This window comes from Devosia sp. XGJD_8 (assembly GCF_046614475.1).
Taxonomy (GTDB): Bacteria; Pseudomonadota; Alphaproteobacteria; order Rhizobiales; family Devosiaceae; genus Devosia.
The window spans coordinates 124,485-150,636 of the sequence record NZ_JBKJHF010000002.1 but is presented as its reverse complement, the minus strand read 5'-3'; the positions used below and the strand labels follow the sequence as shown (position 1 = coordinate 150,636).

Here is a 26,152-nt window from a genome sequence, read left to right as displayed (position 1 = left end):
GCGCGCCTTGCCGATCATCAACGAGCCAGGACGCACAGCAAAAGCGCCGGCCAAGGAGACCGATCCATGATTTCTTCCTCGTTGCGCCTCGCCCGGACGAGCGTTCTTGCGCTGATCCTTGCTGCGGGTGCACTGGCCCCCGCCGTCGCGCAGGACGCCGCGCCTGCCGCCGAAGCGCCCGCCGCCGAGGCCGTCGCGCCCGTTTCGCCCGACACGGTGGTTGCGACCGTCGGCGGCGAGCCGATCACCGAGGCCGATCTGGGCTTTGCCGCCGAGGACCTGACCCAGGAACTCAGCCAGATGCCGCCCGAACAGCGCAAGCCGTTCCTGCTGCGCGTGCTAATTGACATGAAGGTGATGGCCAAGGCTGGTCAGGAAGCCGGCATGGCCGATACCCCCCTGTTCCAGCAGCGCCTCGACTATCTCGAGGATCGCGCCCTGCGCCGCGCCTATTTTGCCGAGACCATTGCCAATGCAGTGACCGAGGAAGCCGTGCGGGCCGATTATGAGGCCTTCATCGCCGACTTCGTGCCGGCCGACGAAATTCGCGCCAGCCACGTCCTGGTTCCCACGGAAGAAGAAGCCAAGGCCGTGAAGGCCGAGCTCGATGGCGGCGCCGATTTCGCCACCGTCGCCAAGGAAAAGTCGATCGATCCGGGTGCTGCCAATGGCGGCGACCTCGGCTTCTTCGGCAAGGGCATGATGGTGGCGCCTTTCGAGGCTGCGGCCTTTGCCCTCACCGATATCGGCCAGGTCTCGGATCCAGTGGAATCCCAGTTCGGCTGGCACGTCATCCGCCTTGAAGAAAAGCGCCAGTCCGCCCCGCCGGCATTCGAGCAGGTCGCCGCCCAGTTGCAGCAGCAGCGGCTGATGACCACGTTCGATGAAACCGTCGCCAGGCTGATGGAAGGCGTGACCATCGACATCCCCGATGCCGAGCTCAAGGCCGCCGTCGACGCCCAGACCGAAACCGAAGCTGCCGGCGAAACCCCGGCACAGTAACCCTTCTCACCTCTCCCCCTTGGGGAGAGGTCGACCATCTTGGGTCGGCTGAGGGGCCTTTACCTGACTCGGTGTGAGGCCCCTCACCCGGCGCCCGCGAGGCGTCCCCCAAGGAGAGGTCAAACGCCCCACACCTGGGTCAGCTTCGCGATGCCCCCGGCCGCAGCCCCTGCACCACCTGGCGCGCAATCTTGCGGGCCTCGTCCAGAGTGATCGCGGTGCGCCCGGTCAGCAGCCTTTGCCAGGCCAGGGCGGAAATCAGCTCCGCAGCCAGCTCCGGATCGATATCGTCCCGCAATTCGCCCCGTGCCTGCCCCCGCGCGAACAGCGCACCGGTCTGCTTGCGCCGCGCCGCCGCATAGTCGCTCAGCGTTTCCGCAGTACGCGGATTGCTCTGTGCGTCGGCCACCAGATAGCGGAACACTTCGCCGGCGCCCGAGCCACCCCAGTGGCCCATCAGATGCACGAAGAACTGCGCCACATCTTCCTCGGTCGAGCCACTGTCCGCATGGACCACCGCTGGTTTTTGCCGGTGGTAGACAGCCAGCAGCAATGCCGTCTTGTCGGGCCACCAGCGATAAATGGTGGGCTTGCCCGCCCGCGCCCGCCGCGCCACCGCTTCGATGGAAAAGCCGGCCAGGCCCGATTCATCGAGAATGGCCTCGGCCGCCGCGAGAATCGCTTCTTCCGTATCGGGATTGCGGCGCGACCCAATGGATCGGCGCGGCGCATCGATGTCAGGACTGTCTTGGCTCATGCCCTCTTATGGCCGAAAAATTTCTTATCGCAAAGGACTTGAACGATACGTGTCGTTCCGTTACATAACGCAACGTACCGTTTCGTTTGGAGTTTGCAAATGCAACCCTCCCTCGCCTCCCGTCTCCGCATGGCCCTCGTGATGACCATTTTCGTCTACCCCGTTGTGACGCTCTATCTCTATATCCTGATGCCGCTGACCCCGGGCTGGGAGATGTGGCAGCGAAGCCTGGTGCTGGTGCCCATCATGGCCACCACCATCGTCATGCTGATCGTCCCCTTCATCGGCAAGCGTTTCGGGGCATTCATCGCCGGCACCAAAAAGCCGCTCGCCGCCTGATGCCTCTGTAGCGGCAGAGGCCCGGCCACCCCCTCCCCTGCGGGAGAGGGTGGGACGTGTGGATACACAGGACAAGCCGCCAGCCGTGACCTAGCACGTCTTGCGAATGCCTTGTCTTTGGGGCACACCGGGGGCCGCAATTCGGTTCCACCACAAGGCACAGGCAGATGGCCCACCCGGTTTCCCCGCTCGCTCCCAAATCCTATCCGGACCTGCCGGTGATCGCGGGCGTGCGCTTCGCCACCGCCGAAGCGGGCATCAAATACAAGAACCGGACCGACGTCCTGCTCATGGCCTTCGACGAAGGCACCACCGCGGCCGGCGTGCTGACGAAGTCCAAGTGCTCTTCGGCTGCGGTCGACTGGTGCAGGGCCAACCTGCCCGGCGGCACCGCGCGGGGTCTGGTGGTCAATTCCGGCAATGCCAACGCCTTTACCGGCAGCAAGGGCCAGCAGAGCGTCCAGCTCACCGCTGATTATGCAGCCAAGGCGCTGGCCTGTGCCCCATCGGAAATCTTCCTCGCCTCGACCGGCGTCATCGGCGAACCGCTTGATGCCTCCAAATTTGCCGGCGTGCTCGACACCATGGCAACGAGGATGGGCGACGGACCCTGGATGGACCCCGCCAAGGCCATCATGACCACCGACACTTTCCCAAAGCTCTATGGCGCCACCCTCGACGTCGACGGCGTCGAGGTCAGGATCAACGGCATTGCCAAGGGATCAGGCATGATCGCGCCCGACATGGCCACCATGCTGAGCTTTGTCGTCACCGACATGCCCATTGCCGCCCCGGTGCTGCAGGCGCTGCTCAGCAGGCATGTGGCAACGAGCTTCAACGCCATCACCGTCGACAGTGACACCTCGACCTCCGATACGCTGCTGGCCTTTGCCACCGGCAAGGCTGCCGTCGAGCCGATCGAGAGCATGGACGACCCCCGCGCCGAAATCTTCGGCGAGGCCCTCAAGGACGTGTTGTTCGACCTCGCCATCCAGGTGGTGCGCGATGGCGAAGGCGCTACCAAGCAGGTCTCGATCCATGTCGAGGGCGCCACCTCCGATGCCAGCGCCTTCCGCATCGCCAAGTCCATCGCCGACAGCCCGCTGGTCAAGACCGCCATTGCCGGCGAGGATGCCAATTGGGGCCGCGTGGTCATGGCCGTCGGCAAGGCTGGCGAGCCCGCCGATCGCGACAGGCTGGCCATCCGCTTCGGCGACTTGCTGGTCGCCAAGGATGGCGAGCGCGCCGCCGTCTATGACGAGGCCGCCACCAGCGCCTATATGAAGGGCGAGGACCTGGAACTCACCGTCAGCCTGGGGCTCGGGGACGGGAGGGCCACCGTCTATACCTGCGACCTGACGCATGGCTACATCACCATCAACGGCGACTACCGGAGCTGACATGACCTTGCCCACGGTCGAGGCCTTCGAGCGGGCAGGCCTTGAGGCCTGGCCCGGCATCGAAGTCAAATGGGACGGCAGCTGGGTGCGTCGCGCCGCGGGCGGCTATACCAAGCGCGCCAATTCGGTCCAGTGCTTTGACCCCGACGATGGGGAGGACGCCGATCTGCGCGTCATCTCGGCCAGCACGTGGATGGTCATCCGCGGCATCAAGCCGGTATTCCGGATCACCCCGCTGGCGGCCCCCGAGCTCATCGAGACCCTCGATGAGGCCGGCTGGCAGAGCATCGACCGAAGCCACCTGTTTGCCATGGCACTCGGCGAGCAGCAGCCTGATCCCGATGCAAGGCTGCTGCCCGTGCTCGACCCCGCTTTCCTCGCGGCGCAGCAGCACCTGCAGGGCTATAGCGACGCCACCATTGACCAGATGCGCAGTCTGCTGGCCGCCTTTGTCGTGCCATCGACCGGCATCGTGCTCTATCGCGACGGTGAACCCGTCGCCACCGGACTGATGGCCGTCGCCGGCGGCATCGTCATCACCGGCAATGTCGTCACCGACGCCCTCAGGCGCCGCCAGGGACTGGGCGCCGCCATGATGCGCACTGGTCTCCATTGGGCCCGCGCGCAGGGTGCCACGGTCGCCGCTCTCAATGTTCAGGCCGACAACCCGGCCGGGCAGGCGCTCTACGCCTCGCTCGGCTATGAGTACCAATACGACTATACCTACCGCATTCCGGGGGTCGCATGAGCGGGCCAAAACTCCTGCTGGTCGTGGCCTGCGCCCTGGTCGATGTCGACCGCCGCGTGCTGATCGCCCAGCGCCCCGAGGGCAAGTCGCTGGCCGGGCTCTGGGAATTTCCCGGCGGCAAGGTGGAGCCCGGGGAAAGCCCGGAGGCCGCGCTGATCCGCGAGCTGGAGGAGGAGCTCGGCATCTCGACCAAGCAGGCGTGCCTGGCGCCGGTCACCTTTGCCAGCCACTCTTACGAGAATTTTCACCTGTTGATGCCACTTTACGCCTGCCGGAAATGGCAGGGTATGCCCGAGCCGCGGGAGCATACGGCCCTCAAATGGGTCCGCCCACAGCAGCTGCGCGACTACCCCATGCCCCCGGCCGACGAACCGCTGATCGCCGCGCTCTGCGATCTGCTCTGATCGGGCTTGGGGGCAAGCATGCTGAAATCCTTCATCGCCGACGAGACCGGCGCCACGGCATCGAATATGGTCTCCTGGCGGGGCTGATCGCCGTTGCCGTCATTGTCAGCTTCGTTACCCTGGGCGATAGCCTGTTCAACCTGATGGCCACCGGCCCGGGCGCTGCCGGCAATGTCATCGCCGCGCAGACCGCCAAGATCGACTGACTACTGCAGCACCACGACCTTGTATTTCTCCCCCGGCACCACGGCGTCGCCGGGGTAGAGGTCGTTGATGATATAGAACAGTTCGCTGCCGCGGCTGAGCCCGGCCATCTGCCGCGCCAGCGAATCGGCGCTGTCGCCGGACCTGGCCGTGACCACGCGCACCGCCACCTTGCGCACCTGGTTGAGATCGCTCGCCTCGGCGCGGCGGAAGCTCTTGAGCGTTTCCTCCGCCCCCTGCGCAAAGCGGCTGCTGTCGGACTTGGCGGCAAAGATGAAGCGATAGACCTGCCCGTCGAGCCGCATGACCGAAACCCGGAAGAACCACTGGTCGGTCTGCGCCAGGCCCGAGGCCATGTCGATGCCGTTAAAGCTCTGCGTGGTGACGCTGTCGGCCTTGAGCCCGGCAATCCAGCCGGACTTGAGATAGTCGGATAGCGGCACATTCGCCTGCACATCGGCGCTGTCGAAGCGCACCGCTTCGCCATCGCCGGCCACGCCCACCACCGCACTCTGCGAATTCTGCAGCGTATAGCCGGCCGGCACGGTGAAAGTGAACTTGGATGCGGTGTGGATGAAGCGCCGGCCCACGATCGAGCCCTGCGCCGGGCTGTCGCCGAAGGTCAGGCCCGCGATCGAGGCCAGATAGCCGTCGCGATCGGTCTCGAGGCTCGCCTGGCCGAACATGGTGCGGGCGGTATCGACCGCCTTCTGGATGCGCGCCGGGGTCGAGGGATGCGAGGACAAGAACCCGTCGTCACCCGATTCGCCGGCCGAAAAGCTGGCAAACCGGCTCATCACGCCAAGGAACCGCGCCGCGGCCTGCGGGTCATAGCCCGCCTTGCCGGCAAACTTGATGCCCTCGCGATCGGCATCGAGCTCCTGGTTCTGGCTGAAGGCGGCCATGGACTGGCGCGTCCGGTTGGCCGTGGCATCGGTCGAGGTGTCGCCGCCAAAGACGCCGGTGATCACGCGGTCGACGATTTCGGTGGTGCGGGTGCGATCGGTCCGAGCGCGCGCATGGCGCAGGGTCACATGGGCGATTTCATGCGCCAGCACGGCCGCCAGCTCGCTCGTATCGCTGGCCAGCGCCAGGATGCCGCGCGTCACATAGATATAGCCACCCGGCAGGGCGAAGGCATTGACCTCGGAACTGTCGAGGATGGTGACCTGGAACTGCGCATTGGGCTGGTTGGCGGCGGCCAGCAACCGGCTGACGATTCGCGCCACCATGATCTCGGCCGGCCGGTCGGAATAGACCCCGCCATAGGCCGCGATGATGCGCGGATGCTCGCGGCGGCCGATCACCACATCCTCGGGATCGGTGCCCTCGGGCACGACCGTCGGTGCCGGATTATCGCCCGTCTGGCTGACGGCGACATTGGACCCGGTCAGGCTCGTGCAGCCGCTCAGCGCCAGCAGCGTCACGGCCAGAAGGCCATTGCGGAATCCCCTGGAGATCTGCCCCAAACCCGTCATCGTAGCGCCAGAACCTCGATCTGTTCGGGATGAGTGACTTCGATGCGCGGACCATCCCGGTCATCCACCCATCCGCGCACGCGCAGCAGCGCACCTTCCAGCACCAGCGGATCCATGCCCGCGCTGGCGAAGATTCGCAGCGCCGGCGCCTCGATCACGACGGTGAAGTCTTCCTTCCAGAACCGGCCGAAATTGAGATAGACCCGCCCGCCGCTTCGCTCGGCCAGCAGGACCCTGCCTTCGACAAGTTCATATTGGCCGGCCCGAGCGAGCAAGTCGCCGGGCGCGTCCGCCGCCCGTGTGCTGTAATAGGGATCGGACCAGATGCCAAGCCCGCCCAGCCGTGCCTTTCCCTCGGCCGCGAACAAGAGTTCGAGACAGGCCCGGTTATCAGGGAAGGAATAGACCCGCGCCAGCCCCTGGCCCACCATGGCGCGCTGCGCCCAGACCTCGCCCTGCGGCCCGTCGACAAAGACATGGGCGAGCACGCGGCCATAGCGGTCGACCTCCTCGCCGCCAAAGCCCAGCCGCACCGGCCGGTTGAGCGCGATATCCTCGAGCGCCGCCTTGGCCTCGGGCGCCAGCGGCCAGGTCTCGAACCCGTCGCGCCCCAGCGGCAGCTTGGGCGCCTGGGTGCCGATCATGCGCACCACGCGCCCGTCATCGAGCACGACGGTATCGCCATCGGTCACCGTGGTGACGATGCCGCCCGCTTCCATGCGCAGGCTCTCGCAGGCCAGCGCCGCGACCGAAACAGAAGACAGGGCCGCCAGAGCAGCAAGACGAACTAGACTGAGATTGAGCAAATCAGGCCCCGGAAAGAGTTCGTTCACCTTGCACGCAAATGCGGCAAAAAAAGATGAATGATCGCAAAGCTGTGATCGAAACCGGCACGTGACAAGGCGCCGCCTGAAACGCGGTTGTCGATAGGAGACGGACCCCGAGACGGCTTTCGCCTCTGGTAAATTTAATAACGAGACGACAACCGCCCCGGGGCGCCGGTTTTTGGAACAGTCCCGGTTATCGCGCACAATGGTCGCTCGCCACGTGCGGCCGGATCTCGAACCTGCGCGAGAGGCAAAACCCGCGCCCGGCTCACCCCGCCACTGTTCGCCTGCAGGCCGTCCATGCGGAGTGATGGGGCGATTATGGCATGGGTCTTGGAGGCAGGGATAAGTTGGGGATGGCCGCCGGAGAGCCCCGCAAACGCGGTCGTCACCTCGGGCGTGACCCGAGGGACTGCACTTATCCAACGTTCGGCAAGTGAAGAGCTCTCGGGTCAAGCCCGAGGGTGACGATCTGTGGGTGGGTCGATTTGGTGGGCGCGCTATCCTCAAAAGTACCGTGTCACCCCGGCCTTGAGCCGGGATCCAGGGTAGAGATGGTTCGCCCCGAAATCCGGACTCCCGCACCCCCTCCCAGCCTCCCCCATCAAGGGGGAGGTGCCGCTCCACTCTTGAGGCACGACCTAGTCTCAACGACCAATCCGCCCGGCGCCAACCCAACCTTGTAAGCACCGAACCGAACTGGTATTTCGGACCCGTGGTCTCGTAGCTCAGCAGGATAGAGCACCGGATTCCTAATCCGGGGGTCGTGGGTTCGAATCCCGCCGAGATCACCAGCGCCCCATTGATTGATTATTCCGCGCAGGCGAAGCCCGAATCATCGGCGACCGGCTGATCCAGAATTCTAGAGCGAACTCCCCGATATCTACATTGCCTGTTGATTGGGGAAAACGCGGGCTATCTCAATGTGCAGGAAGGCTGGCTGGAGCCATGACGCTCAGGCCCGCGAGACGGGCCTAAAGCCCCCTCACCTTGCCGCCCAGTTCACACCTCTGCGCAGCATCGTCGCCATTTCCGGCACGGCGAATTCCGACGAGACATGCCCGAGCGAGGAATAGAACACCCTGCCCTTGCCATGCTTGCGCTTCCACACCACCGGCATGGTGACGCCGTCGATCCAGCTGGCGTGTTCGCCGGTAAAGGTCGTGGTGGCCAGCACCTCGTTGGAGGGGTCGACATGCATGTAATATTGCTCTGAGCGGTAGGGGAAGCTGCTGACCCCTGCCGTGATCGGATCGTCGGGGCGGGTGATATCGACGCGGTAGTCGATGATATTGCCCGGATGGGCCACCCACTGGCCGCCCACCATGAACTGGTAATCCACCGCATCGCGGAAGGCATCGGCCATGCCGCCATGGTGCCCGGCCAGGCCCACGCCATTTTCCACGGCCTTGGTGAGGTTGCTGACCTCTTCCTTCTCGATCTTGCTCATGGTGAAGATGGGCACGATGAGGCTGAGATCGTGAATCGAGGGATCGGCAAAGGCCTCGGTCGTGTCCTCGACATAGACCTTGAAGCCATCCTCCTCGAGCCAGCTCTTGTAGATCCTGGCGCATTGCTCGGGCTCGTGGCCGCTCCAGCCGCCCCAGACGATGAGTGCTTCCCGCATTTGCTTCTCCTCACGCGATTGAGCCGGCGCCATTCGGCATCCGGCCGACAGATTATTGTGGCGCCCGCCGCACCGGGCCGGTCGTGCCCCAGGGCGAGCCATAAAGTTCACCCAGGGCAACCGCGGCCGCGCCGCGCGCCCAGAGCTCGTCGCCCGATTCGTCGATGACGATTTCGGCCAGGGTGGTCAGCGGCGCCGGAATGGCATTGGCAAAGGCCGCCCGCAGCGGCGCCAGCAGATGCTCGCCCAAAGCCAGGGTGGAGCCGACGAGAATAACGCGAGGCGGCGCAAAGAGAGCGACCAGATTGGCAATGGCAATGCCCAGCGCCGCCCCGGCGCGGGCGGCGGCCACGCGCAGGCCCTCGTCGCCGGCATCGACCAGCCGGCGCACCGGCGCCATGCCCTGGCCCAGCCGCACCGCCTCGCCGATCTGCTGGTCGGACTGGCTGGACTGCAGGATCACCTGCTGGCTGGCAAGATCGGCCAGCTTGACGGCATTGTCGCCGCCCGCCCCCATGATCATGTCGCCCAGCGTCAGGCTCAGCCCATGCGCGCCGCGGAACAACTGCCCGCCATGCATGACGCCCAGGCCCAGCGTTTCCTCGACCGCCACCAGGACGAAATCGTCGAGGTCGCGCGCCCGGCCGAACCAGTGCTGCGCCATGCTGATGGCATTGGCGTCGCTTTCGATGATGGTGTCGATCCCCATGCGGGTGGCGATGGCCTGCTTGAGCGACACATCGGGATCGCGCAGGACGCCACTGGCCAGCACCTTGCCGGTGCCATGCTCGACAATGCCCGGCAGGCTGAGCGCGATGGTCTTGATCTGGGCCAGCACCAGCCCGGCATCGAGCACGCAGCGGCGTACGCCATCTTCGACCAGGTCGGCAATGACCTCGGCAGGGAGCCGGTCGACCCGCACCGGCAGGGTCAGGCTGGCCAGCACGTCGCCCTGGAAATTGGTGGCGACAAAGACGATGCGGTTGGCGGCGAGCTTTGCCCCCACCACCCAGGCCGCCTGCGGATTGAGCGCCAGCATGACGCGCGGCCGCCCGCGCAGGGTCTGGCTGCGGATATCGCCCTCGTGCCGCACGGTGATCAGCCCGTCATCGAGCAGGGCTGCCGTGATCGCCGAGACCGTGGTGGCCGAAAGGTCCGTGCGCTCGCCGATTTCCACCCGGGCGATGGCGCCATGGCGCCGGATCGTATCGAGCACGTGGAAGCGGTTGATGGCCCGCATCAATTCGGGGTCGGCGGTCTTCATGGAGGACGCGGGGCTCGCTGGGAAACCCGATTTAAATCGGGATGCAAAATAACTGTTCCGTCTTGTAGTCGCCCGCCGGGGCGCAGCGCAAGACGAAATCGCCGCGTTAAGGCCGTGGCAGGGCCTGTTGCGCTAGAACAGCGCAACCATCTTTTGGCCTTGCTGGCCCCCTATGCGGCCCCAACGCTGTTTTTTCGAGGATTTCCCATGACCGTTTTGCACGCCTTCAAGCCGGCCATCCTGCCCCTCGCCGCCCTCCTGGCCGGCCTGACCCTGGCCGCCTGCAGCATGGGTGGCGGCGGCAGCGGCACTGCCATCGCGCTGGCGCCGGGCCTGTCGGCCCGCATGGACCAGCCGGGCGCCAGCCTTGATCGCGTCCAGGCCATTTCCATCATCAATGCCTATCGCGCCACCAATGGCCTGCCAGCCTTGACCCCCGACGCCGCGCTCGACGGCACCGCCCAGGCCCTGGCCAACCAATATGCCCAGACCGGCACCCCGCCCAAGACCCCGCAGGGCCTGACGGTGATGAAGCTCTCGGCCGGCTACGCCACCTTTGCCGAGACCTTCTCGGGCTGGCGCAACAACCCGGCCGACGCCGCCGGGCTGCGTGCCACTGCCAGCAAGGCCGGCGTCGCCGTCGCCTTCAACCCCAGCTCCAGCTATGGCATCCACTGGGTCCTCGTCCTTGGCAACTGAGCCGGACCTCATCGACGCCCGCGGGCTCAAATGCCCGCTGCCGGTGCTGAAAATGGAAAAGCGCCTGGCGGCAATGCCGCCCGGCGCGACCCTGATCGTGCTGGCCACCGACCCCATGGCCAAGATCGACATCCCCCTGCATTGCCAGCAGAACGGGCACACCCAGACGCTCACCACCGACGGCGACGTCATGCGGTTCGAGATCGTCAAAGCTTAGGTAAATGGTGCCCCCCGCCGGACTCCATTTCGGGTCACGCGCGGTCTGTTAACATCATGATTTAATTAATGTTTTGCAAGTCGGCAAAGTTCACCCTTGACCGCATCGCGAAAAACGTGCCCCAAAACGTGCCACAGAACATGCCCCAAATGGCGGACGAATGGCATTCAAGCGCGATCCTATCCTCGATCGGCACCTGATCAACAAGGGTGACTGGTTCCACTACAAACGTCGCGTGCCCTCCAATGTCCACCTGGTCATTGGAGGCGACAGCCATGTGCGCAAGAGCCTCAAGACCAAGGATCTGGCGGTCGCTCGCCTTAAGCGCGATGAATTGGAGACTGCCGATGATCGCCTATGGCAGGCGCTGGGCGGCGGTAGGACGCAAGGCGATGCCCGACAGGCTTATGATGCCGCTGTCGCCATGGCGCTGGCCCTGCGCCTGCCATATCGGCAAGCCGAGCAGGTGGCCGAACTGCCGATCGAGGATATCATGACGCGGATTGCGACCGTGCCGGCCAAAGGGACAACGCGGCCGGTAGCTGATGCGGCGCTCGGCTTGGTCAAGCGGCCCGATGTCCTGGTCAGCGAGGCATTCGAGATCTATTTTGACGTGATCGCCACCGATGAGCAGCGCACCAAAAGCGCGCAGCAGCGCGCCGACTGGCGCAAGGTCAAGACGCGGGCCAAAAACAACTTTGTGGCGATCGTCGGTGACGTGCCGGTTTCCAGCATCTCGCGCGAGCAGGCGCTGCAGTTCTATGATTTCTGGCGCAAGCGGATCGCGCCCAATGACCGGGAGATCGCCGAGGGCGCCCTGATCACCCATTCCCCGGCCAGCGGCAACCGCGACATCGGCAACATGCGGGTGCTGTTTGCCGCCTATCACCGCCATATCGGGGAAATGGACAGGTTCAATCCCTTCGCCGGCCTGGGCTTTGATGAGGATGATGAGCGCACGCGGCCGCCGTTCACCGTTGACTGGATCACCCAGACCATCCTGGCGCGCGGAGCGCTGTCGGATCTCAACGCCCCGGCCCGCCGAATATTCCTGACGCTGGTGGAAACCGGCGCCCGCGCCAGCGAGATCTGCAATCTGCGGCCGAGCCAGATCATCCTCAACCATGAGGTGCCGCACCTGGTTATCAGCCCGCGCCGAGAGCGCGACGATCCGCGCGAGGTCAAGACGGCGACTTCGGTGCGCAAGGTGCCGCTGGTGGGTGTGTCGCTGGCCGCTATGCGCGCCAGCCCTGCCGGCTTCCCCGAATATGCCGAGAAGGGCACCACGCTTTCCAACACGTTGATGAAGCATTTCCGCCTGCACAAGCTGCTGCCGTCGGCGGCTCACACCATCTACTCGATCCGCCACTCATTCGAGGACCGAATGAAGGATGCCAATGTCGATGAGGAATTGCGGCGCCTCCTGATGGGGCACGCTGTCGAGCGCCCGCGCTATGGCATGGGCGGCAGTCTCAAATGGCGCGAGGAGAATTTGCAGCGGATTGAGCTGCCGTTTGACCGTTCGATAGTCTAAGGTCCACCTTCCCCAACAGCATCAGTGTGACTTTCCCATTCTCGGGAGTTGGCAAAGTCACATTTGCTGCTATTAACGGTTCCGTATCCGGAGACCTTTTAGTGGCAGAGGCTTTGCGTCTATCGTCTATAGCTCAGCAGCGCGGCAGGCATACGCGCGTGGCGTGGACAGCGGCTGACCCGGCGCAAGTTCTCATCCACTGCCGTTATGACCAGCTGAAGGGAACAGCGAAAGATTCACCTTTCGCCCACGAAAAGTACCTGAAGGCGAAGCGTTATAACGACAAAGAGGCGGCGGCTGACATTGTCGAAGCTCTGATTGATGACCATGTAGTTGATCAAATCATTGACCTTCTGCCGGACGATCGCGCGGTGAAGGTTGTGTTTCCCTATCCTGAGTTTGATCCCGACATAAAGTCGCCAAACCAGATGACTATCACAAACGCTATTCCGTTCGCATTTGCGGCTCACTTGGCCGCTCTGCTTGACGCTGAGATCGAAGTTGAGATCGTCGAGGCGGCGCGACCGGGTCGAACAGACCTAAACCGCTTCGAAAGGTTTCTTTGGCAACCATGTTTCACCGGCAAGGTGGACCCCGATTGCGTATATGTGCTTGTTGATGATACGTGCACGCTCGGTGGCACCTTCGCAGCATTGCGCAGCTACATTCTGGCGAAGGGTGGAACAGTCGTCGCGGTTACCGCATTGAGTCACATGAACGGAAAATCCGTCCCGTTCGGGATTGCGGATGGGACTGCGAATATGCTTGTATCGAGATACTCTGAAGAGATCTCGGCTTTTTGGATTGAGGAAGTTGGCCATGGCATCGAATGTCTTTCAGAGCTTGAAGGGTCTTTTCTTGTCGAGTGGCAAGGATACGGTGGCAAGCGAGCCGGGACAGAGCCACTTCAGCAACTCAGAGATCGGCTTGTTGAAGCTAAGGCTTCGGGAAGGGGTAATGACCGCTCGTAAGGAGCAGGAGAAGCGCGGCCGCGCTGTGCATCCTAAAATTGCAGCTCGCAAAGCGGGCGCTGCTTAAAGGTCGTTACCTGTTATCGATTGCTTCAAACGCGCCTCCGGGCGCGTTTTCGTTTTGAGCGACAGTTTCAAAACCCTCGACCGGACGGCCGCCAAGTCATCGCTCTGATTGCGCAGCGCCGCCAGCTCGCGCTCGACGCGGCGCCAGATCGGGAGATAGGCGACGCCATCGTCAGGCGCCTCGGACATGATCACGGCCAGCCGATCTAGCGCCGTTTCCAGCGTCTCAATCGTGATGGTCTGGCCGGGAACATAAAAGCTCATGATCAGGCGACTTTGCCGAACGGCCGCAGCGCCGACTGCAGCTTGAGGCGAAACACCTCCTCGACCTTGGGCTGGGTCATGAAGCGCACCGGCATCGAGAGGGGCTTGGCCTTTGGGCGCCAGGCTTCGCTGCGGCCCTTGACGATGTCTCGAAACTCGGTGGCGAGCGCGATCGCGTCGGCATTGTCAACGTCCTGGGCGATCGCGCTGGTGGGTTGCGGCAGGCCAAAGGCCGGGTAGACCGCATCGCGCAGCACCCGACGCTCATAGGCCACCAGATCCACGCCCAGGCTGAGTAGGAAGCCTTTGAACGGCGTCGAGAGATCCCGCGTCACCATTTCCAATGCTTCATGCAGCAGAGCATAGGGCAGCGACTGCGGCAGGCGGCAGGCGCTGGCAACAAGCAAAGAATGCTGCGCCACCGTGTAGCTCACCGCCTCGATATTGTTGAACCAGCGGTTTTCCCGCGACAGGTGATGCACGATGTCATCGAGACAGAACATCGCCGGCGTCGGATCGGCGAAGTGGAAGTCGCGGCCGCTGGAAAGGGTGACAAAAAAGGTCATCACGCCACCTCGCGACGTGCTGGTGGGCGGCCTGGATCATCCGAACGATGACGGAAAAAGCCGAGTGCCTCTTCCTCGGCCGCACTGGCGATCAGATCCTCGACCTTGCGGCCGGTTTCCCTGGCGATGGCGTGCAGCCGCCGCTCGGCGACCGCGTCAAGGTAGACAGCATAGACGCCCATCAATGGGCGCCCTGATGGATGAAGGCGAGCGCGGCACGGGCCTTGGCCTTGCGCAGGTGAAGCTCGATCGCACTGACGGGGAAATCCCGCGCCTGCAGCTCGGCGACGATGAACTGGGTCGAAGGGAAAAGGCTGGCGACGACTTCGACCATGTTATCCTGCAGCTGCTGGCAGGACTTGATCGGGTCAGCGTTCACGTCGCGGACGAAAGACAGATTGGCCCTGGTGCGAGCCTCGCTTTCGTACTGGTCGAGAAATGCTGCAGGCCAGCCCATTTCGAGCAGGCGCGGCCGGCGTGCATCGCCCTCGGCATTGAGGTCGATCAGGTCAGCGGCGAGGATCTCGACGCGCGAGGCCGTGTCGCCGGTGCGGCGGTTGGGGAAGTGATGATTTTGATTGTGCGCGAGCATTGTGCCCTCCAGTGGTCAACTGGCAGGCAATTTGCCTCAAGGCAAAATCACTGGCAAGAGGCAAACTTGCCTTGGGGCAAATTTACCCGCCGAACAGGTCTCGCGTGGTCATGACCTTGTGCACCAGGAAGCCGTTTCGTTTCTTGAAGGTCAGGTCGGCCTCGGGATTGTACTGACTGGCCAGCAGTTCCTGATCGGACTCCTTGCGGAATACCTTGATGAAGGATTGCGGTTCGCCGTTGTCGCTGGCGGGCTCCTGGATCACCACAATATCTCCGGGGCGGTAGGACCGGTGCGGGTGCACATAGATGATGTCGCCAGGCTCATACTTGGGGAACATCGAATCCCCCTTCACCTCAAGCGCGTAGAGATCAGGCACGCCCATCAATGCCGGTGGCCGGGCCGCCCATTCGACAATGTCGCTGCTAAGACGAAACGCCCCGTTGCCAAGGCCTGATGCGGCCACGGTGCCATAGACCGGCACGTCAAGCAGCATGCGCGTGGGCGCCATCACCGGCATAGGCTCGCTGGTTTCAGAGGTCGGCTGGTTGACGCCTGTACGCGAGAGATTGCGCACCCGATCAAGCACCTCGCCCTCGGTATATTCATCTGTCAGATCGACTACGGGCACGCGCAGCGCGCGGCTGATCTTGACGAAGCTCTCAAGACTGCCGCCCCGGCCGCCCGACTCCATGCGCGACAGGTAGCTGGTTGAAAGCTCGGCCAGCTCGGCCAACTGGTCGAGCGTCATATGCTTGCTCTTGCGGATCTGGCGAATGTTATTTGTCATAAGACAATTATTTGCCAAAATGCAACTTCCCTCTACCGCCTGCAGGCAATTTGCCCATTGACAACTTAATTTGCCTGCAGGCAATAATGTGGGCATGAAGCTCACCGAGTATCTGCATAAAAATCACCTGTCGCCCTCGGCTTTTGCCGCGCGAATCGACGTTCCGCCGTCGACCATCACCCGGTTGCTCGCCAGGCAGCGTTCGCCCCGGCTTGATCTGCTGGAAAAAGTTCTCGCCGGCACCGATGGCGCCGTGACGCCCAATGACTTTGTCGATGGTCTGGTGCCTGGGCAAAGGGCCGATCAGTGATGGCATCACCTTTCCCTACTCCCGCGCCGGTCGCCGATCCCGTCCTGACCTCCTCCCTCGGGCTTGGCTCCTCCCTCGGCGCGGGCATCTGGCTGGCGCGCGTCTTTGTGGACGCGCGCCGCCTTTTTCCCTGCAGCTTTGCGCGCCGCGATCGCCTCGATCAGTTCCGGGCTGGGTCTGTAGTCGGAAAACCGTTTCATGACGGGGTTGTCGCACCCACCCCGTCGCTCTGTCACCCGGTAGCACACAAGGCTTTTACCGAATGAGCGCACGTCAGCTGCCCGAGTCGGACTATTTCAAGTTGCGGGCGGCCACGCGGCGCCTCGTCAAATTCGCCGGCAATGGCTCGCAAGCCGCGCTGATCACCCGCGTCAGCCAGCAGCGGCTGAGTGAATACGGCCAGCCCGAGGCCCAGCTGTTCATCCCGATCGATGTCGTCGCCGACCTTGAGGCCGAGTGTGGCCCGGTGGTGACCACCGAGCTGGCGGCCCTAAGCAATTACCTGCTGGTGCCGATGCCCGAGGCGTGCCGCAAAGGCGCGGTGCTGGGTCGGATCACCGGCGAGGCCATGAAGGAAACCTCCGAGGTTTTCATCACGATCGCCGACATCATCAAGGATGGCGTGGTCACCGGCGCCGAGGTCAAGCGGCTTTCCCATGAGATCGATGAGGCGCTGGCCAAGCTGGTCGCGCTCAAGCTGCAGGTCGCGGCCGATAGCGAGGCAGCAGAATGAACGATCTCGCCCTCTTTTCCGTCGCCAAGGAAGCGCTCGCCGAGCTGCGCCGCGTCGATGAAGTGCAGGACGTGCGCGACAAGGCCGAGCGCATGAAACTCTATGGCCGCCAGGTCAAGGATCGCTCGATCATCGCCGACGCCACCGAGGTGATCCTGCGCGCCGAGCGCCGCCTGGGCGAGCTGCTAATCGAGGGCCGCGCGGCCGGCCAGATCGGCACCGGCCGGCCGTCAAAATCCAATCTCGATGAGCCCGAGGAAAACGGTGCGACCGAGGCACCGTTTCAGCGGGTGACGCTGGAAGAAATTGGGATCAGCAAAAAGCTGTCATCGCGTGCCCAGAAGCTGGCCAGCGTGGCGGGCTCGATCTTTGAAGAAGGCGTCGAGGCGGCCCGCATTCAAGTGCTGGGCGGCGGCGCCTGGGCGATCAACCCGCTCAAGACGGCCACCACGGCCGAGAAGAAAGCCAAGCGCGCCGAGCGCGAGGCCGAGCTGGGCGCCAAGCAGATCGCGCTGCCCGTCGCCAAATTCGGCGTGATCCTGACGGATGACGAATGGGACTATGAGACCTGGTCCGAGAACGGCATGGATCGCTCGGCCGCCAACCATTATCCGACATCGTCGCTGGAAAAGCTCAAAGAGCGCGATGTCTTGAGCCTGGCGGCTGATGATTCTGTCCTGTTCATGTGGACAACCCAGCCGCACCTTGCCCAGGGCATCGAGCTGATGGCGCATCGCGGGTTTGAGTACAAAACCGGCTGCATCTGGAAAAAGGTCTATCCGGGAAATGGCCACGGCATGGGCCGCTGGTTCTGGATCAATCATGAGATCCTGCTGGTCGGCACGCGCGGCAATGTGCCGGCGCCGGCGCCAGGCACACAGTGGCCCTCGATCATAGAAGCGCCGGTCGGCGAGCATTCCGCCAAGCCGGCGATCTTCCATGAGCTGATCGAGTCCTATTTCCCCACCCTGCCAAAGATCGAACTAAACGCCCGCACGGCGCGGCCGGGTTGGGTGCGCTGGGGCTATGAGGCGCCACCCGATGAGGCTGCCGCGCCGGCGCCCGACTTCGCCGCGATCGCCGAGGCCCGCGCATACTATGAAGCAGCTATTGCCACCCTGGCCGAGGGCAAGGGGCATCTGACCATGGCGACGGCCGAGCCGATCCTGCGCGCCGGCCGCGCTGCCGGCGTCAGCCCGATGATCCTCGCCGACGATATCGGCCACCCGCTGGGCACCATCAAAACCTGGCTCAACCGGCTGGGCCTCACCAGCATGGCGCACATGCAGCAGCTCAATGACCAACGCGCCGCAGCTGCGGCCGAGCGGAGGGACGGCAAATGAGACAAGCCCCGCGCATCACGCCCAGCGACATCGTCGCCGGCGTCATCCTCGATCCCAATGGTGGGCACCTGCTTGAGGTGGCCGTGCCGTCTGGGATCGTCGGCATGCGGTTCACCGCCGACCAGGTGCCGCAGCTTGAAAGCGCGATCGCGCAATTCAAAGCCGCGACCACGCGGGCCGATGGCGGCCCAGACTTCCACAATCGCAAATTCATCCCGTTGGAGATCTCACGATGAACCATGTTGCTGTCTCGGCGCCTCTCGGATCGACGCGCTTCACCGCACACCAGCTGTTTGGCCTGCTGATGTTCCGCGAGCAGGGCAAAACCCTGCGCCATATCGCGGCGCTGGTGGATCTGCCCGAACAAAGCCTGGCGGCGGCCCTCGACGTGGCCGAGCGCGGCGAGCTTGAACGGATCCCGGCCTATGGCGGCACCAGCCTCAAGCTGCAGCTCGGCCACAAAGGGCAATCCGCCAAGGATACTTTCGCGGCCGGGGGCGGCGATGAACAGTTCCTGCCCCGCTGGCAGCGCGCCATCTTGCGCCGGCTGGTGCGCAATGGCGGTGAAATCACCGTCGATGAGGCGAACGCCATTCGCTGCAGTTACGAGCGGGGTTTCAGCGCCGGCATAATTGCCCTGCATGACGCACTCAAAGCAAACCGCATGGCCCTGACGCTGGTCCGTCGCGACGGCCAGGGCATCTATCAGCTCAATGACGATCACCTTGACCAGCTGCGCGCCTTGATCGCCAATCGCTGGCAGGCGAGCGCATCATGAGGGCCGAGCTGCCGCAGCGCCGGCCGCACGAGATCCTCACCGTCGATCATGTCTGGCTGCGCGGCACGCATCGCGAAATGACCGAGACCATGACGCTGTCGGTGGGGCTCTATGGGGCCGAGGATCCTCGGATCGGCGAGGTGTTCATCACCTGCGATAATCACGTCAATGAGCGCTCGATCGCGCTCTGGCACGATATCGGCGTGCTGATCAGCTACTGCCTGCAATTCGGCGCCACGGTCGAGCAGCTCTGCGGCGCCATGGCGCGCGGCGAGGTGATCTACATGGATCGCGTCGAGATCTCGCCCCATTCCCCGGCCGGCACCGTGCTTGAGGCGCTGCTCGCGCTGCAGGTGGAAATCGGCCAGCGACAAATCCCCATCACCCAAAGCCCGGAGCATGTCACCGATGCGCCCTGACCGTCTGCATATCCTGCTGACCGGGATCGCCATCGGCGTGCTTGTCGGTCTCGCTTGGGGCGATCTCGCATGGATCGCGGTGCCATGAGTCAGCTCAAGATCACACCCTGGTCGCCCGAGCAGGATCCGCTGCGCCTGGCCATCCTCGGCAAGCTGGCCGAGGAAGCCTCGGAACTGGCCGCGCGGGCGAGCCGGTGCATCATCCATGGCCTCGACCAGGTCGATCCCGACACAGGCCGGCTCAATTCCGAGGAACTGCAGCGCGAAGCGGCCGATGTCACCGCCTGCCTGCTGGTGATCGAGCGCAGCCTGCAGCTGCAGCCAATGCGGGCGCGACAGCAGGAAAAGCTCAATGGCTATGCCCTTTGGCACCAGATGATCAACAAGATGAGGGGCAAGGCCAATGGCTGATCGCTCGATCCTTTTCAGCGGGCCGATGGTCCGCGCGCTGCTCGCCGGCGACAAGACTCAAACACGGCGCAGGATGGGCTATCAGCTTCCCGCTGGTTACACCCCGGCCCAACCTGGGCAAATCCTTGGGGGCACGGTCAAAGAAGTGCCCTTCCGTTTTTCGGTGGGCGATCAGCTCTATGTCCGCGAACACTGGCGCACCGATGTCACGTGGGCGGGCATTGCCCCCCGCGACATTCCCGAGGGCCAGCCGGTCGAATACCAGGCGGGCGGTTTTTCCGACCTGGCCGGTGTCACCGTGCACTTTGGCGGTGCGTGGCGGCGGGGCATGCACATGCCCCGTTGGGCATCCCGCATCACCCTCAAAGTCACCGATGTTCGCGCCGAGCGGCTGCAGGATATCAGCGAAGCCGACGCCAAAGCCGAGGGGCTGCAGATCCACCTCGATGGCGATGCCGACGACAATGGGCGCGCTCGCCTCTCCCAATATTATCGGGGCAGCGACAAGCTCGAATGGGTGTCCGACCCGGTCGAGGCATACTTGGCCCTTTGGGATGCCATCAACGGCGCCGGGGCGGCAGAAGCCAACCCCTGGGTGGCCGCCTACACCTTCACGGTTCGCCAGGTGAACATTGACGGCCAGCGGTGCAAGCCATGACGGCGCCGGCGATGCGGGTGCTGGTCGCGTGCGAATATTCCGGCATTGTGCGGCGGGCCTTTGCGGCGCTCGGGCATGATGCATGGTCGAACGATCTGCTGCCGGCCGAGGATGGCAACAACAAGCATCTGATCGGCGATGTGCGGGACTATCTGCACCTTGGCTGGGATCTGCTGATGGTCGCTCACCCGCCCTGCACCAGGCTCTGCAATTCCGGGGTGCGCTGGCTTACCAAGGCGCCACCGGCAAAGACGCTCGATCAGATGTGGCAAGAGCTGGATGATGGCGCCGCGCTGTTCTCGGCTTGCTGGAATGCACCGATCGAGCGCATCGCCGTCGAAAATCCGGTGATGCACAAGCATGCCAAAGAGCGGATCGAGAACTATGAGCCGGCGCGGCAGACCGTGCAGCCATGGTGGTTCGGCGACAAGGCTTTCAAGGCGACGGGGCTCTATCTCAAGGGTCTCGATCCGCTGACGCCGACCAACAAGCTGGTGCCGCCAGCCAAGGGCACCGATGAGCATAAGGCTTGGTCGGTGGTGCATCGCATGTCGCCCGGCCCGAACCGGGCCAAAGAGCGATCGCGATTCTTTCCGGGCATTGCCGGCGCCATGGCGGCGCAATGGGGCGGCCTGGCTATCGAGGCCTCGTCATGAGTCTTCCCGATCACCTGATCGCCCTGCGCGATGAAGCGCTGCAGACCAGTTGCGAAAGCTGGGCTATCCGCAGCCGCTGGAAACTGGCGCCTGGTCTCGATCGCAGCGGCCCTTGCCCCACCTGCGGCGGCAATGACCGGTTCTCGATCCACACCAAGAAAAACACGTTCAACTGCCGGCGCTGCGGCATTGCCGGCGAGGGCGTGATCAAGCTGGTGATGGAAGTGCAAGGCGTCGACTTCACCACGGCATGCGAGATCATCACCGGCCGCAAGGCCGATGCGCCGATCGACCCGGTGCGCGCCGCCCGTATCGCCGAGGAAAACGCGGCGGTCGAGGAAAAGCGGGCGATCGAGGCCGAGCGCTATCGCGAGCAGGCCCGCAAGGATGGCTATGGGATCTGGCGCAGCTGTGCCCCGCGTGAACAGCGCCAGGATCTGCTTGCCTATCTGCAGGTGCGCGGTCTGGTCACCTCGGATCTGATAGCGGTATTCGACCAGGTGCAGCTGCGGCAGCACCGCCTGCCCTTCATGGTGCAGCTGGCATCTAAGCGCTGGCAGGAGATCCACAACGGGCTGGTGATGGTCGCGGCCGTGCAGCTCGCCGATGGGCGTTTCGGCGCGGTGCATCAAACCTGGCTCGATCTCGACCAGCCCAAGGGCAAGGTCGAGCTGGTGCATCCCGAGACCGGCGAGGCGGTTCCGGCCAAAAAGGTGCGGGGCTCAAAAAAGGGCGGGGCGATCCGCCTATTCACCCCGGCCGAGGCTACCCGGATCGTCATGGGTGAGGGGATCGAGACCACCGGCACCGCGCTCGCCCACAATTTCGAGCCCGCCACTGCCTACTGGGCGGGCGTGGATCTGGGCAACATGGCGGGCAAGGCCCGGCGCGATGCTGCCGGCAAGCAGCAGCACGATCTGCCGGATCTCGATGATCTCGAATGCTTCCTGCCGCCCGACTGGTGCACCGAGCTGGTCTATCTCGCCGAGACCGACACGCCGGAACATCACACCACCGAAAAGATCATTCGCGGGCTGCTGCGCGCGCAAACCCTGCGCCGGCGCGCGCAGCATACCAACCCGGCATTGCCAGACCTGGTGACTGCCTTTGTCGAGCCCCCGGAAACGGGTGGCGATCTCAATGACCTAGTGAGGGTGAACTTTTGACTGCGAAAAAAACCAGCACTGGCGGCGATGATGTCAAGCGGGCGATGTCGCGTCGGCGCACCGTAAAAGCCGAGGCCGAGGCGCCGATCGGCGCGGACTCCGACGCCGGCGACGATATCGACGCCCCCCCGGCCGGGGATCCGGGCGATCCTGGTGCCACGCCCGAAAACTCATTTGACGATAACGGGATCGAGGAAAACCCGCTCGATGAGCTGCCCGACTATGTGCGGGCGCAGATCGATCGCTGCTCGACCTTTGATCCGAACGATCGCGACAATGGCCGGCGCCTGGTGCTGCACTTCGGCACCGAACTGGCCTATGTGCAGGGCATGGGCTGGCTGGTCTGGCAGGGCAAGTTTTGGCAGCGCGACGATGGCGAGCTGGGCGCCCGGCTGATGGCGCAGAACCTGGTCGACCTGATCAAGCTCGAAAAGTTCTTTATCGACTACACGCCGGCGCAAAGTCGCCTGCTCGAGGCGGCCCGCTACGCGCGCAAGAAGACCACCGAGGCGCAGACCTCGGCCGATCTGTCGGTGATCGCCAAGGCAGAAGCCGCGGTTAAGCTGATCGCCAAAAAGCGGGCGGCGCGCGAGACTTTCGCGGTCGGATCCGGCAATGCCGGCAAGACGGCCGCCATGCTGCAGCAGGCGGCCAGCCATCGGGCTGTCGATCCGGCGCTGCTCGACAGCGATCGCATGCGGTTCAACGTGCGCAATGGCACCCTGGTGTTTTGGCGCGAGCCGGATCCTGACGCGCCGGCCGAGGGCGGCGGCATGATCGGCAAGTTCAAATTTGTGCCGCATGACCGCGCCGACATGATCACCAAAATGGCCGATGTCGACTATGTCGAGGGCGCCACCTGCCCGTTTTTCGAGAATGAGTTTCTCGGCAAGCTGCAGCCCGATCGCAAAATGCAGATCTTCCTGCAGGTGTTTCATGCCTACTCGCTGCTGATCGGCGGCAATGATGAGCAAAAGCTGGTCTACCACTACGGCACCGGCGCCAACGGCAAATCGGCGTTCATTGAAGTGCTAGGCCGCCTGGCCGGCAATTACCGCACCGTGGTCTCGCCCGACACCATCACCGGCGACACCCAGCGCACCGGCCAGGGCGCCAGCCCCGATATCGCCCGCCTGCACAATGCCCGGCTGGCCACGATCGAGGAATTGCCCCGCAATGCCCCGCTCAAAGAGGAACTGATCAAGGCCCTGTCGGGCGGCACGAAAATGACGGCGCGATTCCTGCAAAAGGAAATCTTTGAGTTCGAACCGATCTTCACCCCGATCCTGTCGGGCAACTTCAAACCCTCGATCACCGGATCCGATTACGGGATCTGGCGCCGGGTGCTGATCGTTCTCTGGGGCGTCACCATCCCCGAGGGCGAGCGGCTCATTCCCTCGCGCCTGGCTGAAAAGCTCGATGCCGAGCGCTCGGGGATCCTCAACTGGCTGATCGATGGGCTGATCGTCTACCTGGGCGCCGGCCTGAGTGGGTTCATCCCCGAGCAGGTGACCGATTTCACCCAGGAATACCGCAATGAGCGCGACAATGTCGGTGTGTTTGCCGAGCAGTGCCTGGAGCGGGTTGAGGGCGAAAAGATCCAAGCCGGGCCGCTCTACAAGGCTTATGTCGAGTGGTGCGAGCTAAACGGCGTGACAGCCGCCAAGCAGCGCTCATTCGGCGATCGCCTGGGCGAAATGGACTACAAAAAGACCACCGGCCGCGTCTACGTCTATCAAGATCTCAAGCTCGATACGTCCTGGCGCATGTCGATCGATCGCGAAGTGCCGCGTGAAACAAAGCCCAATCTTTGACAGTCAATTTGGCATCGAATTAAATAACAGGTGAGGGCGGCGGCCCGTTCCGCTCTCACCTATCTCTTATTTCTTGATTTCTTTGACAGTCGTCACCTTGGTCGGCTTAGAACTCAAGCCCTTATAGGTGTTATAAGTCTTCTCTTCGCGGCGGGTCGTCTTTATTTTCGTCATAGAAACCTCCTTGGGTTCTCTAGGGTTGTCTAAGCTGGACGTGAACCTTTTATCACATTTCTGTTTCAATTTAGTGACATGGAGCGGCAAGCGTGATTTTTTTGCTGCAGAGGATCGTCCCGCGTCTGGGAAACATGATGTGCGATGCGAGTTGAGCGACGGTTGCTCGCACCTGTCGAATCGCGCCAACCATGGCACCTCGCGCCCCATCTGAGGCGCGGGATCCGGCCGCAACTCTCGACTCGCCAACCGATCCGCTTCAAACGCGCCGCTAGCGCCGCGCCCCGCACCCCTCCTGTCGGGGCAGAGAAGTGGAAGTCGCAACCCTCGCCCGCTGTCGCGGTCGACAGAGGGTTGCGAGAGTTATGCGAGGGACGAATGCGAAATCTCACACCCGAATACAACAGCAATATCAATGTGTTGGCGCGTTTTTGCGACCTTTGCGGGGTTTGGTCTCGCATATAGTCTGCGAAAGGGGGCGGGGGCCGCCTTTCAAACCAAGGCAAACCCAAAAAAGAGTTGCGTCACATAAGGCAAACCCTCGCAACTCTCACCACCCTCACAAGTCTTTGTTTGCGTTCATCTATTTATTATCGAGGTTTGATTTGAAACCTCGCAACCCTCGCAAGAGGTTGGACAATATGGGGCTTAAAGGCTGATGGCTGAGTTCAAAGACGTTGAGGATCTGCTGGTCTGGGCGTTTCGGGATCAACGGGTCGAGGCCGTCGCCAGCAGCCTGCGGCCCATGCAGCAGGGCTTTTCATCAACCTGCTCGGTTGGCCAGGTAATGGCGCTCGGCACGCGGGTCGACACCTCGACGGCCGGCGCCATGTTCGTCAGCGACAGCTGCCATGAGGATGCGGCGGTGATCTATGATGCGGTCATGGCGCTGCCCCCGGAAGCCTGGGTCTATGTGATCAAGCATGCGCGCACCGCCACCGAGCCTTACTGGCATCCCGAAGGGCCGGGCGAGTGGGTGGTGCCGCTCGACCGTGCCGGCAATCCCAAGCGCCGATGGCGCGACCCGGTGCGCCAGCGTGGCGATCTGGGCGAGGCGCCGCCAGAGCTGCATGGCACAAACCCGATCCTGGTCGAGGAAGCCCGCGCGATCTACCGGCTCTGGCATGTCTCGCTGTGCGAGCTGGTGCCGCTGCTCAACCGGGAAATGGTGGATCACCGGGCCAGCCCGCCTGCGCGCTCTGCAGCGCCGTGGAACGCAGCTGTTAGGCGTATTCACGAGCCCAGTTGACCGGGAGAGAAAGTTTGACATAGCTTCACCACAACGAAATAGGTCTACCAGAGGCGAGTCGCATAAAGCGGTTCGCCTCTTTTGTTTTGGGCGGGTGCCATGATGATCAGCATGCGCTGGGCCGATCAGCACCTCGCCCGCTATGCCGAGCTGCTTGAGCAGGTGAACCGGGAAAGCCCGCTGATCCTGCCTCGCATCGTCAACCAGGTGGGAAACCGGGCCAAGACCCAGGTCATCCGCCACCTGACAGCCCAGACCGGCCTGCCGCGCAAGACCATCGTCAAGGCCGTGGGCAACCCCTCAACGGCTCGGGCAAATGGCAAATTGTCCTATGAAATGACCACGCGCGGCGGCCAGATCCGATTGAAGTATCTCGCACCGCGAGAAACTCGGGCGGGTGTGGTGGCCAAGCCATTCGGCAAGCGCACCCTGTTCGCAGGCACCTTCATGAAGGGCGGCCGCTTCCCCAACCGGGTGGGGGTGGCGGCCTTCGGTGGGCATGTCATGCGCCGCCTGGATAGGGCGGGCCGCAAGCTGGCCTTTGCGCGGTCTGACGTGGTGATCCCGCATGAGATGACGACAGGGGCTACCCTTGCCGCCTTCGAGCGCATGGCCGCACCGCTGCTGCGCACCCGCGTCGAGGCCATGCTGATCAGGCGGTTCGGTCGCTGACCCTCCCCCCGGTTGGGTCC

Annotated in this window: 33 protein-coding genes and 1 tRNA gene; 24 read left to right on the top strand and 10 right to left on the bottom strand. The window is 63.6% G+C overall.

The genetic code is table 11. The annotated features are described in order from the left end of the window. The first annotated feature begins 66 nt into the window (after positions 1–66). On the top strand, positions 67–1,002 hold the full coding sequence (locus ACLI1C_RS16305) for a peptidylprolyl isomerase (protein ID WP_411398595.1): 936 nt from the start codon (positions 67–69) through the stop codon (positions 1,000–1,002). Positions 1,003–1,141: 139 nt separating this feature from the next. On the opposite strand, the gene ACLI1C_RS16300 is transcribed toward ACLI1C_RS16305, so the two are convergent. Continuing rightward, positions 1,142–1,759 (bottom strand): TetR/AcrR family transcriptional regulator, encoded by a 618-nt coding sequence (locus tag ACLI1C_RS16300; RefSeq protein ID WP_411398593.1) that lies wholly within the window; start codon positions 1,757–1,759, stop codon positions 1,142–1,144. A 99-nt stretch (positions 1,760–1,858) separates the two neighbouring features. Here ACLI1C_RS16300 and ACLI1C_RS16295 point away from each other — a divergent pair, with 99 nt between their 5' ends. The 5 genes from ACLI1C_RS16295 to ACLI1C_RS16275 all read left to right on the top strand — a co-directional run bounded on the left by ACLI1C_RS16295 (position 1,859) and on the right by ACLI1C_RS16275 (position 4,856). Then, entirely contained in the window at positions 1,859–2,098 is a 240-nt protein-coding gene (locus tag ACLI1C_RS16295) for a hypothetical protein (protein ID WP_411398591.1), read from the top strand. A 167-nt stretch (positions 2,099–2,265) separates the two neighbouring features. Further along, a complete protein-coding gene (gene argJ / locus ACLI1C_RS16290; protein ID WP_411398589.1) occupies positions 2,266–3,498 on the top strand; it encodes a bifunctional glutamate N-acetyltransferase/amino-acid acetyltransferase ArgJ in 1,233 nt (410 codons plus the stop codon). Position 3,499: 1 nt separating this feature from the next. Beyond that, entirely contained in the window at positions 3,500–4,246 is a 747-nt protein-coding gene (locus ACLI1C_RS16285; RefSeq protein ID WP_411398588.1) for a GNAT family N-acetyltransferase, read from the top strand. Continuing rightward, on the top strand, positions 4,243–4,650 hold the full coding sequence (locus tag ACLI1C_RS16280) for a (deoxy)nucleoside triphosphate pyrophosphohydrolase (RefSeq protein ID WP_411398586.1): 408 nt from the start codon (positions 4,243–4,245) through the stop codon (positions 4,648–4,650). The genes ACLI1C_RS16285 and ACLI1C_RS16280 overlap by 4 nt, the downstream gene beginning before the upstream one ends. Then, positions 4,566–4,856 carry a Flp family type IVb pilin gene (locus ACLI1C_RS16275; protein ID WP_411399085.1) on the top strand — a complete coding sequence of 97 codons (291 nt, stop codon included), beginning with the start codon at positions 4,566–4,568 and terminating at the stop codon, positions 4,854–4,856. Before ACLI1C_RS16280 ends, ACLI1C_RS16275 begins: the two co-directional genes overlap by 85 nt. On the opposite strand, the gene ACLI1C_RS16270 is transcribed toward ACLI1C_RS16275, so the two are convergent. Then, complete coding sequence (locus ACLI1C_RS16270; protein WP_411398585.1) at positions 4,857–6,323, bottom strand: M48 family metalloprotease; 1,467 nt, start codon at positions 6,321–6,323, stop codon at positions 4,857–4,859. Between the two features lie 5 nt (positions 6,324–6,328). After that, entirely contained in the window at positions 6,329–7,165 is an 837-nt protein-coding gene (locus tag ACLI1C_RS16265) for a thermonuclease family protein (RefSeq protein WP_411398583.1), read from the bottom strand. Positions 7,166–7,876: 711 nt separating this feature from the next. Between ACLI1C_RS16265 and ACLI1C_RS16260 the strand changes: the two genes are divergently transcribed. Next, a tRNA-Arg gene (locus ACLI1C_RS16260) sits at positions 7,877–7,953 on the top strand. Positions 7,954–8,144: 191 nt separating this feature from the next. On the opposite strand, the gene ACLI1C_RS16255 is transcribed toward ACLI1C_RS16260, so the two are convergent. Both ACLI1C_RS16255 and ACLI1C_RS16250 read right to left on the bottom strand, forming a co-directional pair. Beyond that, positions 8,145–8,786, bottom strand: coding sequence for a ThuA domain-containing protein (locus ACLI1C_RS16255; RefSeq protein ID WP_411398581.1), 642 nt, complete (start codon positions 8,784–8,786; stop codon positions 8,145–8,147). A 52-nt stretch (positions 8,787–8,838) separates the two neighbouring features. Continuing rightward, positions 8,839–10,050: an ROK family protein gene (locus ACLI1C_RS16250; protein WP_411398580.1), complete on the bottom strand. Its 1,212-nt coding sequence runs from the start codon at positions 10,048–10,050 to the stop codon at positions 8,839–8,841. Between the two features lie 207 nt (positions 10,051–10,257). Here ACLI1C_RS16250 and ACLI1C_RS16245 point away from each other — a divergent pair, with 207 nt between their 5' ends. From ACLI1C_RS16245 to ACLI1C_RS16230, 4 genes are all read left to right on the top strand, one after another. Continuing rightward, a complete protein-coding gene (locus ACLI1C_RS16245) occupies positions 10,258–10,749 on the top strand; it encodes a CAP domain-containing protein (RefSeq protein WP_411398579.1) in 492 nt (163 codons plus the stop codon). Continuing rightward, positions 10,739–10,966 carry a sulfurtransferase TusA family protein gene (locus ACLI1C_RS16240; protein WP_411398577.1) on the top strand — a complete coding sequence of 76 codons (228 nt, stop codon included), beginning with the start codon at positions 10,739–10,741 and terminating at the stop codon, positions 10,964–10,966. Before ACLI1C_RS16245 ends, ACLI1C_RS16240 begins: the two co-directional genes overlap by 11 nt. A gap of 160 nt (positions 10,967–11,126) precedes the next feature. Then, positions 11,127–12,500 (top strand): DUF6538 domain-containing protein, encoded by a 1,374-nt coding sequence (locus ACLI1C_RS16235; protein WP_411398576.1) that lies wholly within the window; start codon positions 11,127–11,129, stop codon positions 12,498–12,500. Positions 12,501–12,601: 101 nt separating this feature from the next. Continuing rightward, entirely contained in the window at positions 12,602–13,471 is an 870-nt protein-coding gene (locus tag ACLI1C_RS16230) for a phosphoribosyltransferase (protein WP_411398574.1), read from the top strand. Positions 13,472–13,534: 63 nt separating this feature from the next. On the opposite strand, the gene ACLI1C_RS16225 is transcribed toward ACLI1C_RS16230, so the two are convergent. The 5 genes from ACLI1C_RS16225 to ACLI1C_RS16205 form a co-directional block, all read right to left on the bottom strand. Next, positions 13,535–13,801, bottom strand: a complete 267-nt coding sequence (locus ACLI1C_RS16225; RefSeq protein WP_411398573.1) for a hypothetical protein — start codon at positions 13,799–13,801, stop codon at positions 13,535–13,537. A gap of 2 nt (positions 13,802–13,803) precedes the next feature. Next, positions 13,804–14,367, bottom strand: coding sequence for a hypothetical protein (locus ACLI1C_RS16220; RefSeq protein ID WP_411398572.1), 564 nt, complete (start codon positions 14,365–14,367; stop codon positions 13,804–13,806). Then, positions 14,367–14,549, bottom strand: coding sequence for a hypothetical protein (locus ACLI1C_RS16215; protein ID WP_411398571.1), 183 nt, complete (start codon positions 14,547–14,549; stop codon positions 14,367–14,369). Before ACLI1C_RS16215 ends, ACLI1C_RS16220 begins: the two co-directional genes overlap by 1 nt. Continuing rightward, complete coding sequence (locus ACLI1C_RS16210; RefSeq protein ID WP_411398570.1) at positions 14,549–14,959, bottom strand: hypothetical protein; 411 nt, start codon at positions 14,957–14,959, stop codon at positions 14,549–14,551. The genes ACLI1C_RS16215 and ACLI1C_RS16210 overlap by 1 nt, the downstream gene beginning before the upstream one ends. A gap of 82 nt (positions 14,960–15,041) precedes the next feature. Further along, positions 15,042–15,749: an XRE family transcriptional regulator gene (locus ACLI1C_RS16205; protein ID WP_411398568.1), complete on the bottom strand. Its 708-nt coding sequence runs from the start codon at positions 15,747–15,749 to the stop codon at positions 15,042–15,044. A gap of 94 nt (positions 15,750–15,843) precedes the next feature. On the opposite strand from ACLI1C_RS16205, the gene ACLI1C_RS16200 reads away from it, so the two are divergent. The 13 genes from ACLI1C_RS16200 (at position 15,844) to ACLI1C_RS16140 (ending at position 26,132) form a co-directional block, all read left to right on the top strand. Continuing rightward, on the top strand, positions 15,844–16,059 hold the full coding sequence (locus tag ACLI1C_RS16200) for a helix-turn-helix domain-containing protein (protein WP_411398566.1): 216 nt from the start codon (positions 15,844–15,846) through the stop codon (positions 16,057–16,059). 262 nt (positions 16,060–16,321) lie between these two features. Next, a complete protein-coding gene (locus ACLI1C_RS16195) occupies positions 16,322–16,792 on the top strand; it encodes a phage regulatory CII family protein (RefSeq protein ID WP_411398565.1) in 471 nt (156 codons plus the stop codon). After that, entirely contained in the window at positions 16,789–18,135 is a 1,347-nt protein-coding gene (locus tag ACLI1C_RS16190; protein WP_411398563.1) for an MT-A70 family methyltransferase, read from the top strand. Before ACLI1C_RS16195 ends, ACLI1C_RS16190 begins: the two co-directional genes overlap by 4 nt. Beyond that, positions 18,132–18,371, top strand: coding sequence for a hypothetical protein (locus tag ACLI1C_RS16185; RefSeq protein ID WP_411398562.1), 240 nt, complete (start codon positions 18,132–18,134; stop codon positions 18,369–18,371). The genes ACLI1C_RS16190 and ACLI1C_RS16185 overlap by 4 nt, the downstream gene beginning before the upstream one ends. Continuing rightward, positions 18,368–18,913: a hypothetical protein gene (locus ACLI1C_RS16180; protein ID WP_411398561.1), complete on the top strand. Its 546-nt coding sequence runs from the start codon at positions 18,368–18,370 to the stop codon at positions 18,911–18,913. Before ACLI1C_RS16185 ends, ACLI1C_RS16180 begins: the two co-directional genes overlap by 4 nt. Then, positions 18,910–19,332: a hypothetical protein gene (locus ACLI1C_RS16175; RefSeq protein ID WP_411398560.1), complete on the top strand. Its 423-nt coding sequence runs from the start codon at positions 18,910–18,912 to the stop codon at positions 19,330–19,332. Before ACLI1C_RS16180 ends, ACLI1C_RS16175 begins: the two co-directional genes overlap by 4 nt. A gap of 84 nt (positions 19,333–19,416) precedes the next feature. Next, positions 19,417–19,743, top strand: coding sequence for a hypothetical protein (locus ACLI1C_RS16170; protein ID WP_411398559.1), 327 nt, complete (start codon positions 19,417–19,419; stop codon positions 19,741–19,743). Next, a complete protein-coding gene (locus tag ACLI1C_RS16165; protein WP_411398557.1) occupies positions 19,736–20,401 on the top strand; it encodes a hypothetical protein in 666 nt (221 codons plus the stop codon). Before ACLI1C_RS16170 ends, ACLI1C_RS16165 begins: the two co-directional genes overlap by 8 nt. Then, positions 20,398–21,057 carry a hypothetical protein gene (locus ACLI1C_RS16160; protein WP_411398555.1) on the top strand — a complete coding sequence of 220 codons (660 nt, stop codon included), beginning with the start codon at positions 20,398–20,400 and terminating at the stop codon, positions 21,055–21,057. The genes ACLI1C_RS16165 and ACLI1C_RS16160 overlap by 4 nt, the downstream gene beginning before the upstream one ends. Next, entirely contained in the window at positions 21,054–22,223 is a 1,170-nt protein-coding gene (locus ACLI1C_RS16155) for a primase-helicase zinc-binding domain-containing protein (RefSeq protein WP_411398553.1), read from the top strand. Before ACLI1C_RS16160 ends, ACLI1C_RS16155 begins: the two co-directional genes overlap by 4 nt. Beyond that, positions 22,220–24,037, top strand: a complete 1,818-nt coding sequence (locus tag ACLI1C_RS16150; protein ID WP_411398551.1) for a phage/plasmid primase, P4 family — start codon at positions 22,220–22,222, stop codon at positions 24,035–24,037. The genes ACLI1C_RS16155 and ACLI1C_RS16150 overlap by 4 nt, the downstream gene beginning before the upstream one ends. An 832-nt stretch (positions 24,038–24,869) precedes the next feature. Next, complete coding sequence (locus tag ACLI1C_RS16145; protein WP_411398550.1) at positions 24,870–25,460, top strand: hypothetical protein; 591 nt, start codon at positions 24,870–24,872, stop codon at positions 25,458–25,460. A 99-nt stretch (positions 25,461–25,559) separates the two neighbouring features. Beyond that, entirely contained in the window at positions 25,560–26,132 is a 573-nt protein-coding gene (locus tag ACLI1C_RS16140; protein WP_411398549.1) for a hypothetical protein, read from the top strand. The last annotated feature ends 20 nt before the right edge of the window (positions 26,133–26,152 follow it).

Bases quoted from the DNA above. Each gene is read 5' to 3' on its own strand.
- ACLI1C_RS16305 (WP_411398595.1), top strand. From the start codon at position 67: ATGATTTCTTCCTCGTTGCGCCTCGCCCGGACGAGCGTTCTTGCGCTG.
- ACLI1C_RS16300 (WP_411398593.1), bottom strand. From the start codon at position 1,759: ATGAGCCAAGACAGTCCTGACATCGATGCGCCGCGCCGATCCATTGGG.
- ACLI1C_RS16295 (WP_411398591.1), top strand. From the start codon at position 1,859: ATGCAACCCTCCCTCGCCTCCCGTCTCCGCATGGCCCTCGTGATGACC.
- argJ (WP_411398589.1), top strand. From the start codon at position 2,266: ATGGCCCACCCGGTTTCCCCGCTCGCTCCCAAATCCTATCCGGACCTG.
- ACLI1C_RS16285 (WP_411398588.1), top strand. From the start codon at position 3,500: ATGACCTTGCCCACGGTCGAGGCCTTCGAGCGGGCAGGCCTTGAGGCC.
- ACLI1C_RS16280 (WP_411398586.1), top strand. From the start codon at position 4,243: ATGAGCGGGCCAAAACTCCTGCTGGTCGTGGCCTGCGCCCTGGTCGAT.
- ACLI1C_RS16275 (WP_411399085.1), top strand. From the start codon at position 4,566: ATGGGTCCGCCCACAGCAGCTGCGCGACTACCCCATGCCCCCGGCCGA.
- ACLI1C_RS16255 (WP_411398581.1), bottom strand. From the start codon at position 8,786: ATGCGGGAAGCACTCATCGTCTGGGGCGGCTGGAGCGGCCACGAGCCC.
- ACLI1C_RS16250 (WP_411398580.1), bottom strand. From the start codon at position 10,050: ATGAAGACCGCCGACCCCGAATTGATGCGGGCCATCAACCGCTTCCAC.
- ACLI1C_RS16245 (WP_411398579.1), top strand. From the start codon at position 10,258: ATGACCGTTTTGCACGCCTTCAAGCCGGCCATCCTGCCCCTCGCCGCC.
- ACLI1C_RS16235 (WP_411398576.1), top strand. From the start codon at position 11,127: ATGGCATTCAAGCGCGATCCTATCCTCGATCGGCACCTGATCAACAAG.
- ACLI1C_RS16225 (WP_411398573.1), bottom strand. From the start codon at position 13,801: ATGAGCTTTTATGTTCCCGGCCAGACCATCACGATTGAGACGCTGGAA.
- ACLI1C_RS16220 (WP_411398572.1), bottom strand. From the start codon at position 14,367: ATGACCTTTTTTGTCACCCTTTCCAGCGGCCGCGACTTCCACTTCGCC.
- ACLI1C_RS16215 (WP_411398571.1), bottom strand. From the start codon at position 14,549: ATGGGCGTCTATGCTGTCTACCTTGACGCGGTCGCCGAGCGGCGGCTG.
- ACLI1C_RS16210 (WP_411398570.1), bottom strand. From the start codon at position 14,959: ATGCTCGCGCACAATCAAAATCATCACTTCCCCAACCGCCGCACCGGC.
- ACLI1C_RS16205 (WP_411398568.1), bottom strand. From the start codon at position 15,749: ATGACAAATAACATTCGCCAGATCCGCAAGAGCAAGCATATGACGCTC.
- ACLI1C_RS16200 (WP_411398566.1), top strand. From the start codon at position 15,844: ATGAAGCTCACCGAGTATCTGCATAAAAATCACCTGTCGCCCTCGGCT.
- ACLI1C_RS16195 (WP_411398565.1), top strand. From the start codon at position 16,322: ATGAGCGCACGTCAGCTGCCCGAGTCGGACTATTTCAAGTTGCGGGCG.
- ACLI1C_RS16190 (WP_411398563.1), top strand. From the start codon at position 16,789: ATGAACGATCTCGCCCTCTTTTCCGTCGCCAAGGAAGCGCTCGCCGAG.
- ACLI1C_RS16185 (WP_411398562.1), top strand. From the start codon at position 18,132: ATGAGACAAGCCCCGCGCATCACGCCCAGCGACATCGTCGCCGGCGTC.
- ACLI1C_RS16180 (WP_411398561.1), top strand. From the start codon at position 18,368: ATGAACCATGTTGCTGTCTCGGCGCCTCTCGGATCGACGCGCTTCACC.
- ACLI1C_RS16175 (WP_411398560.1), top strand. From the start codon at position 18,910: ATGAGGGCCGAGCTGCCGCAGCGCCGGCCGCACGAGATCCTCACCGTC.
- ACLI1C_RS16170 (WP_411398559.1), top strand. From the start codon at position 19,417: ATGAGTCAGCTCAAGATCACACCCTGGTCGCCCGAGCAGGATCCGCTG.
- ACLI1C_RS16165 (WP_411398557.1), top strand. From the start codon at position 19,736: ATGGCTGATCGCTCGATCCTTTTCAGCGGGCCGATGGTCCGCGCGCTG.
- ACLI1C_RS16160 (WP_411398555.1), top strand. From the start codon at position 20,398: ATGACGGCGCCGGCGATGCGGGTGCTGGTCGCGTGCGAATATTCCGGC.
- ACLI1C_RS16155 (WP_411398553.1), top strand. From the start codon at position 21,054: ATGAGTCTTCCCGATCACCTGATCGCCCTGCGCGATGAAGCGCTGCAG.
- ACLI1C_RS16145 (WP_411398550.1), top strand. From the start codon at position 24,870: ATGGCTGAGTTCAAAGACGTTGAGGATCTGCTGGTCTGGGCGTTTCGG.
- ACLI1C_RS16140 (WP_411398549.1), top strand. From the start codon at position 25,560: ATGATGATCAGCATGCGCTGGGCCGATCAGCACCTCGCCCGCTATGCC.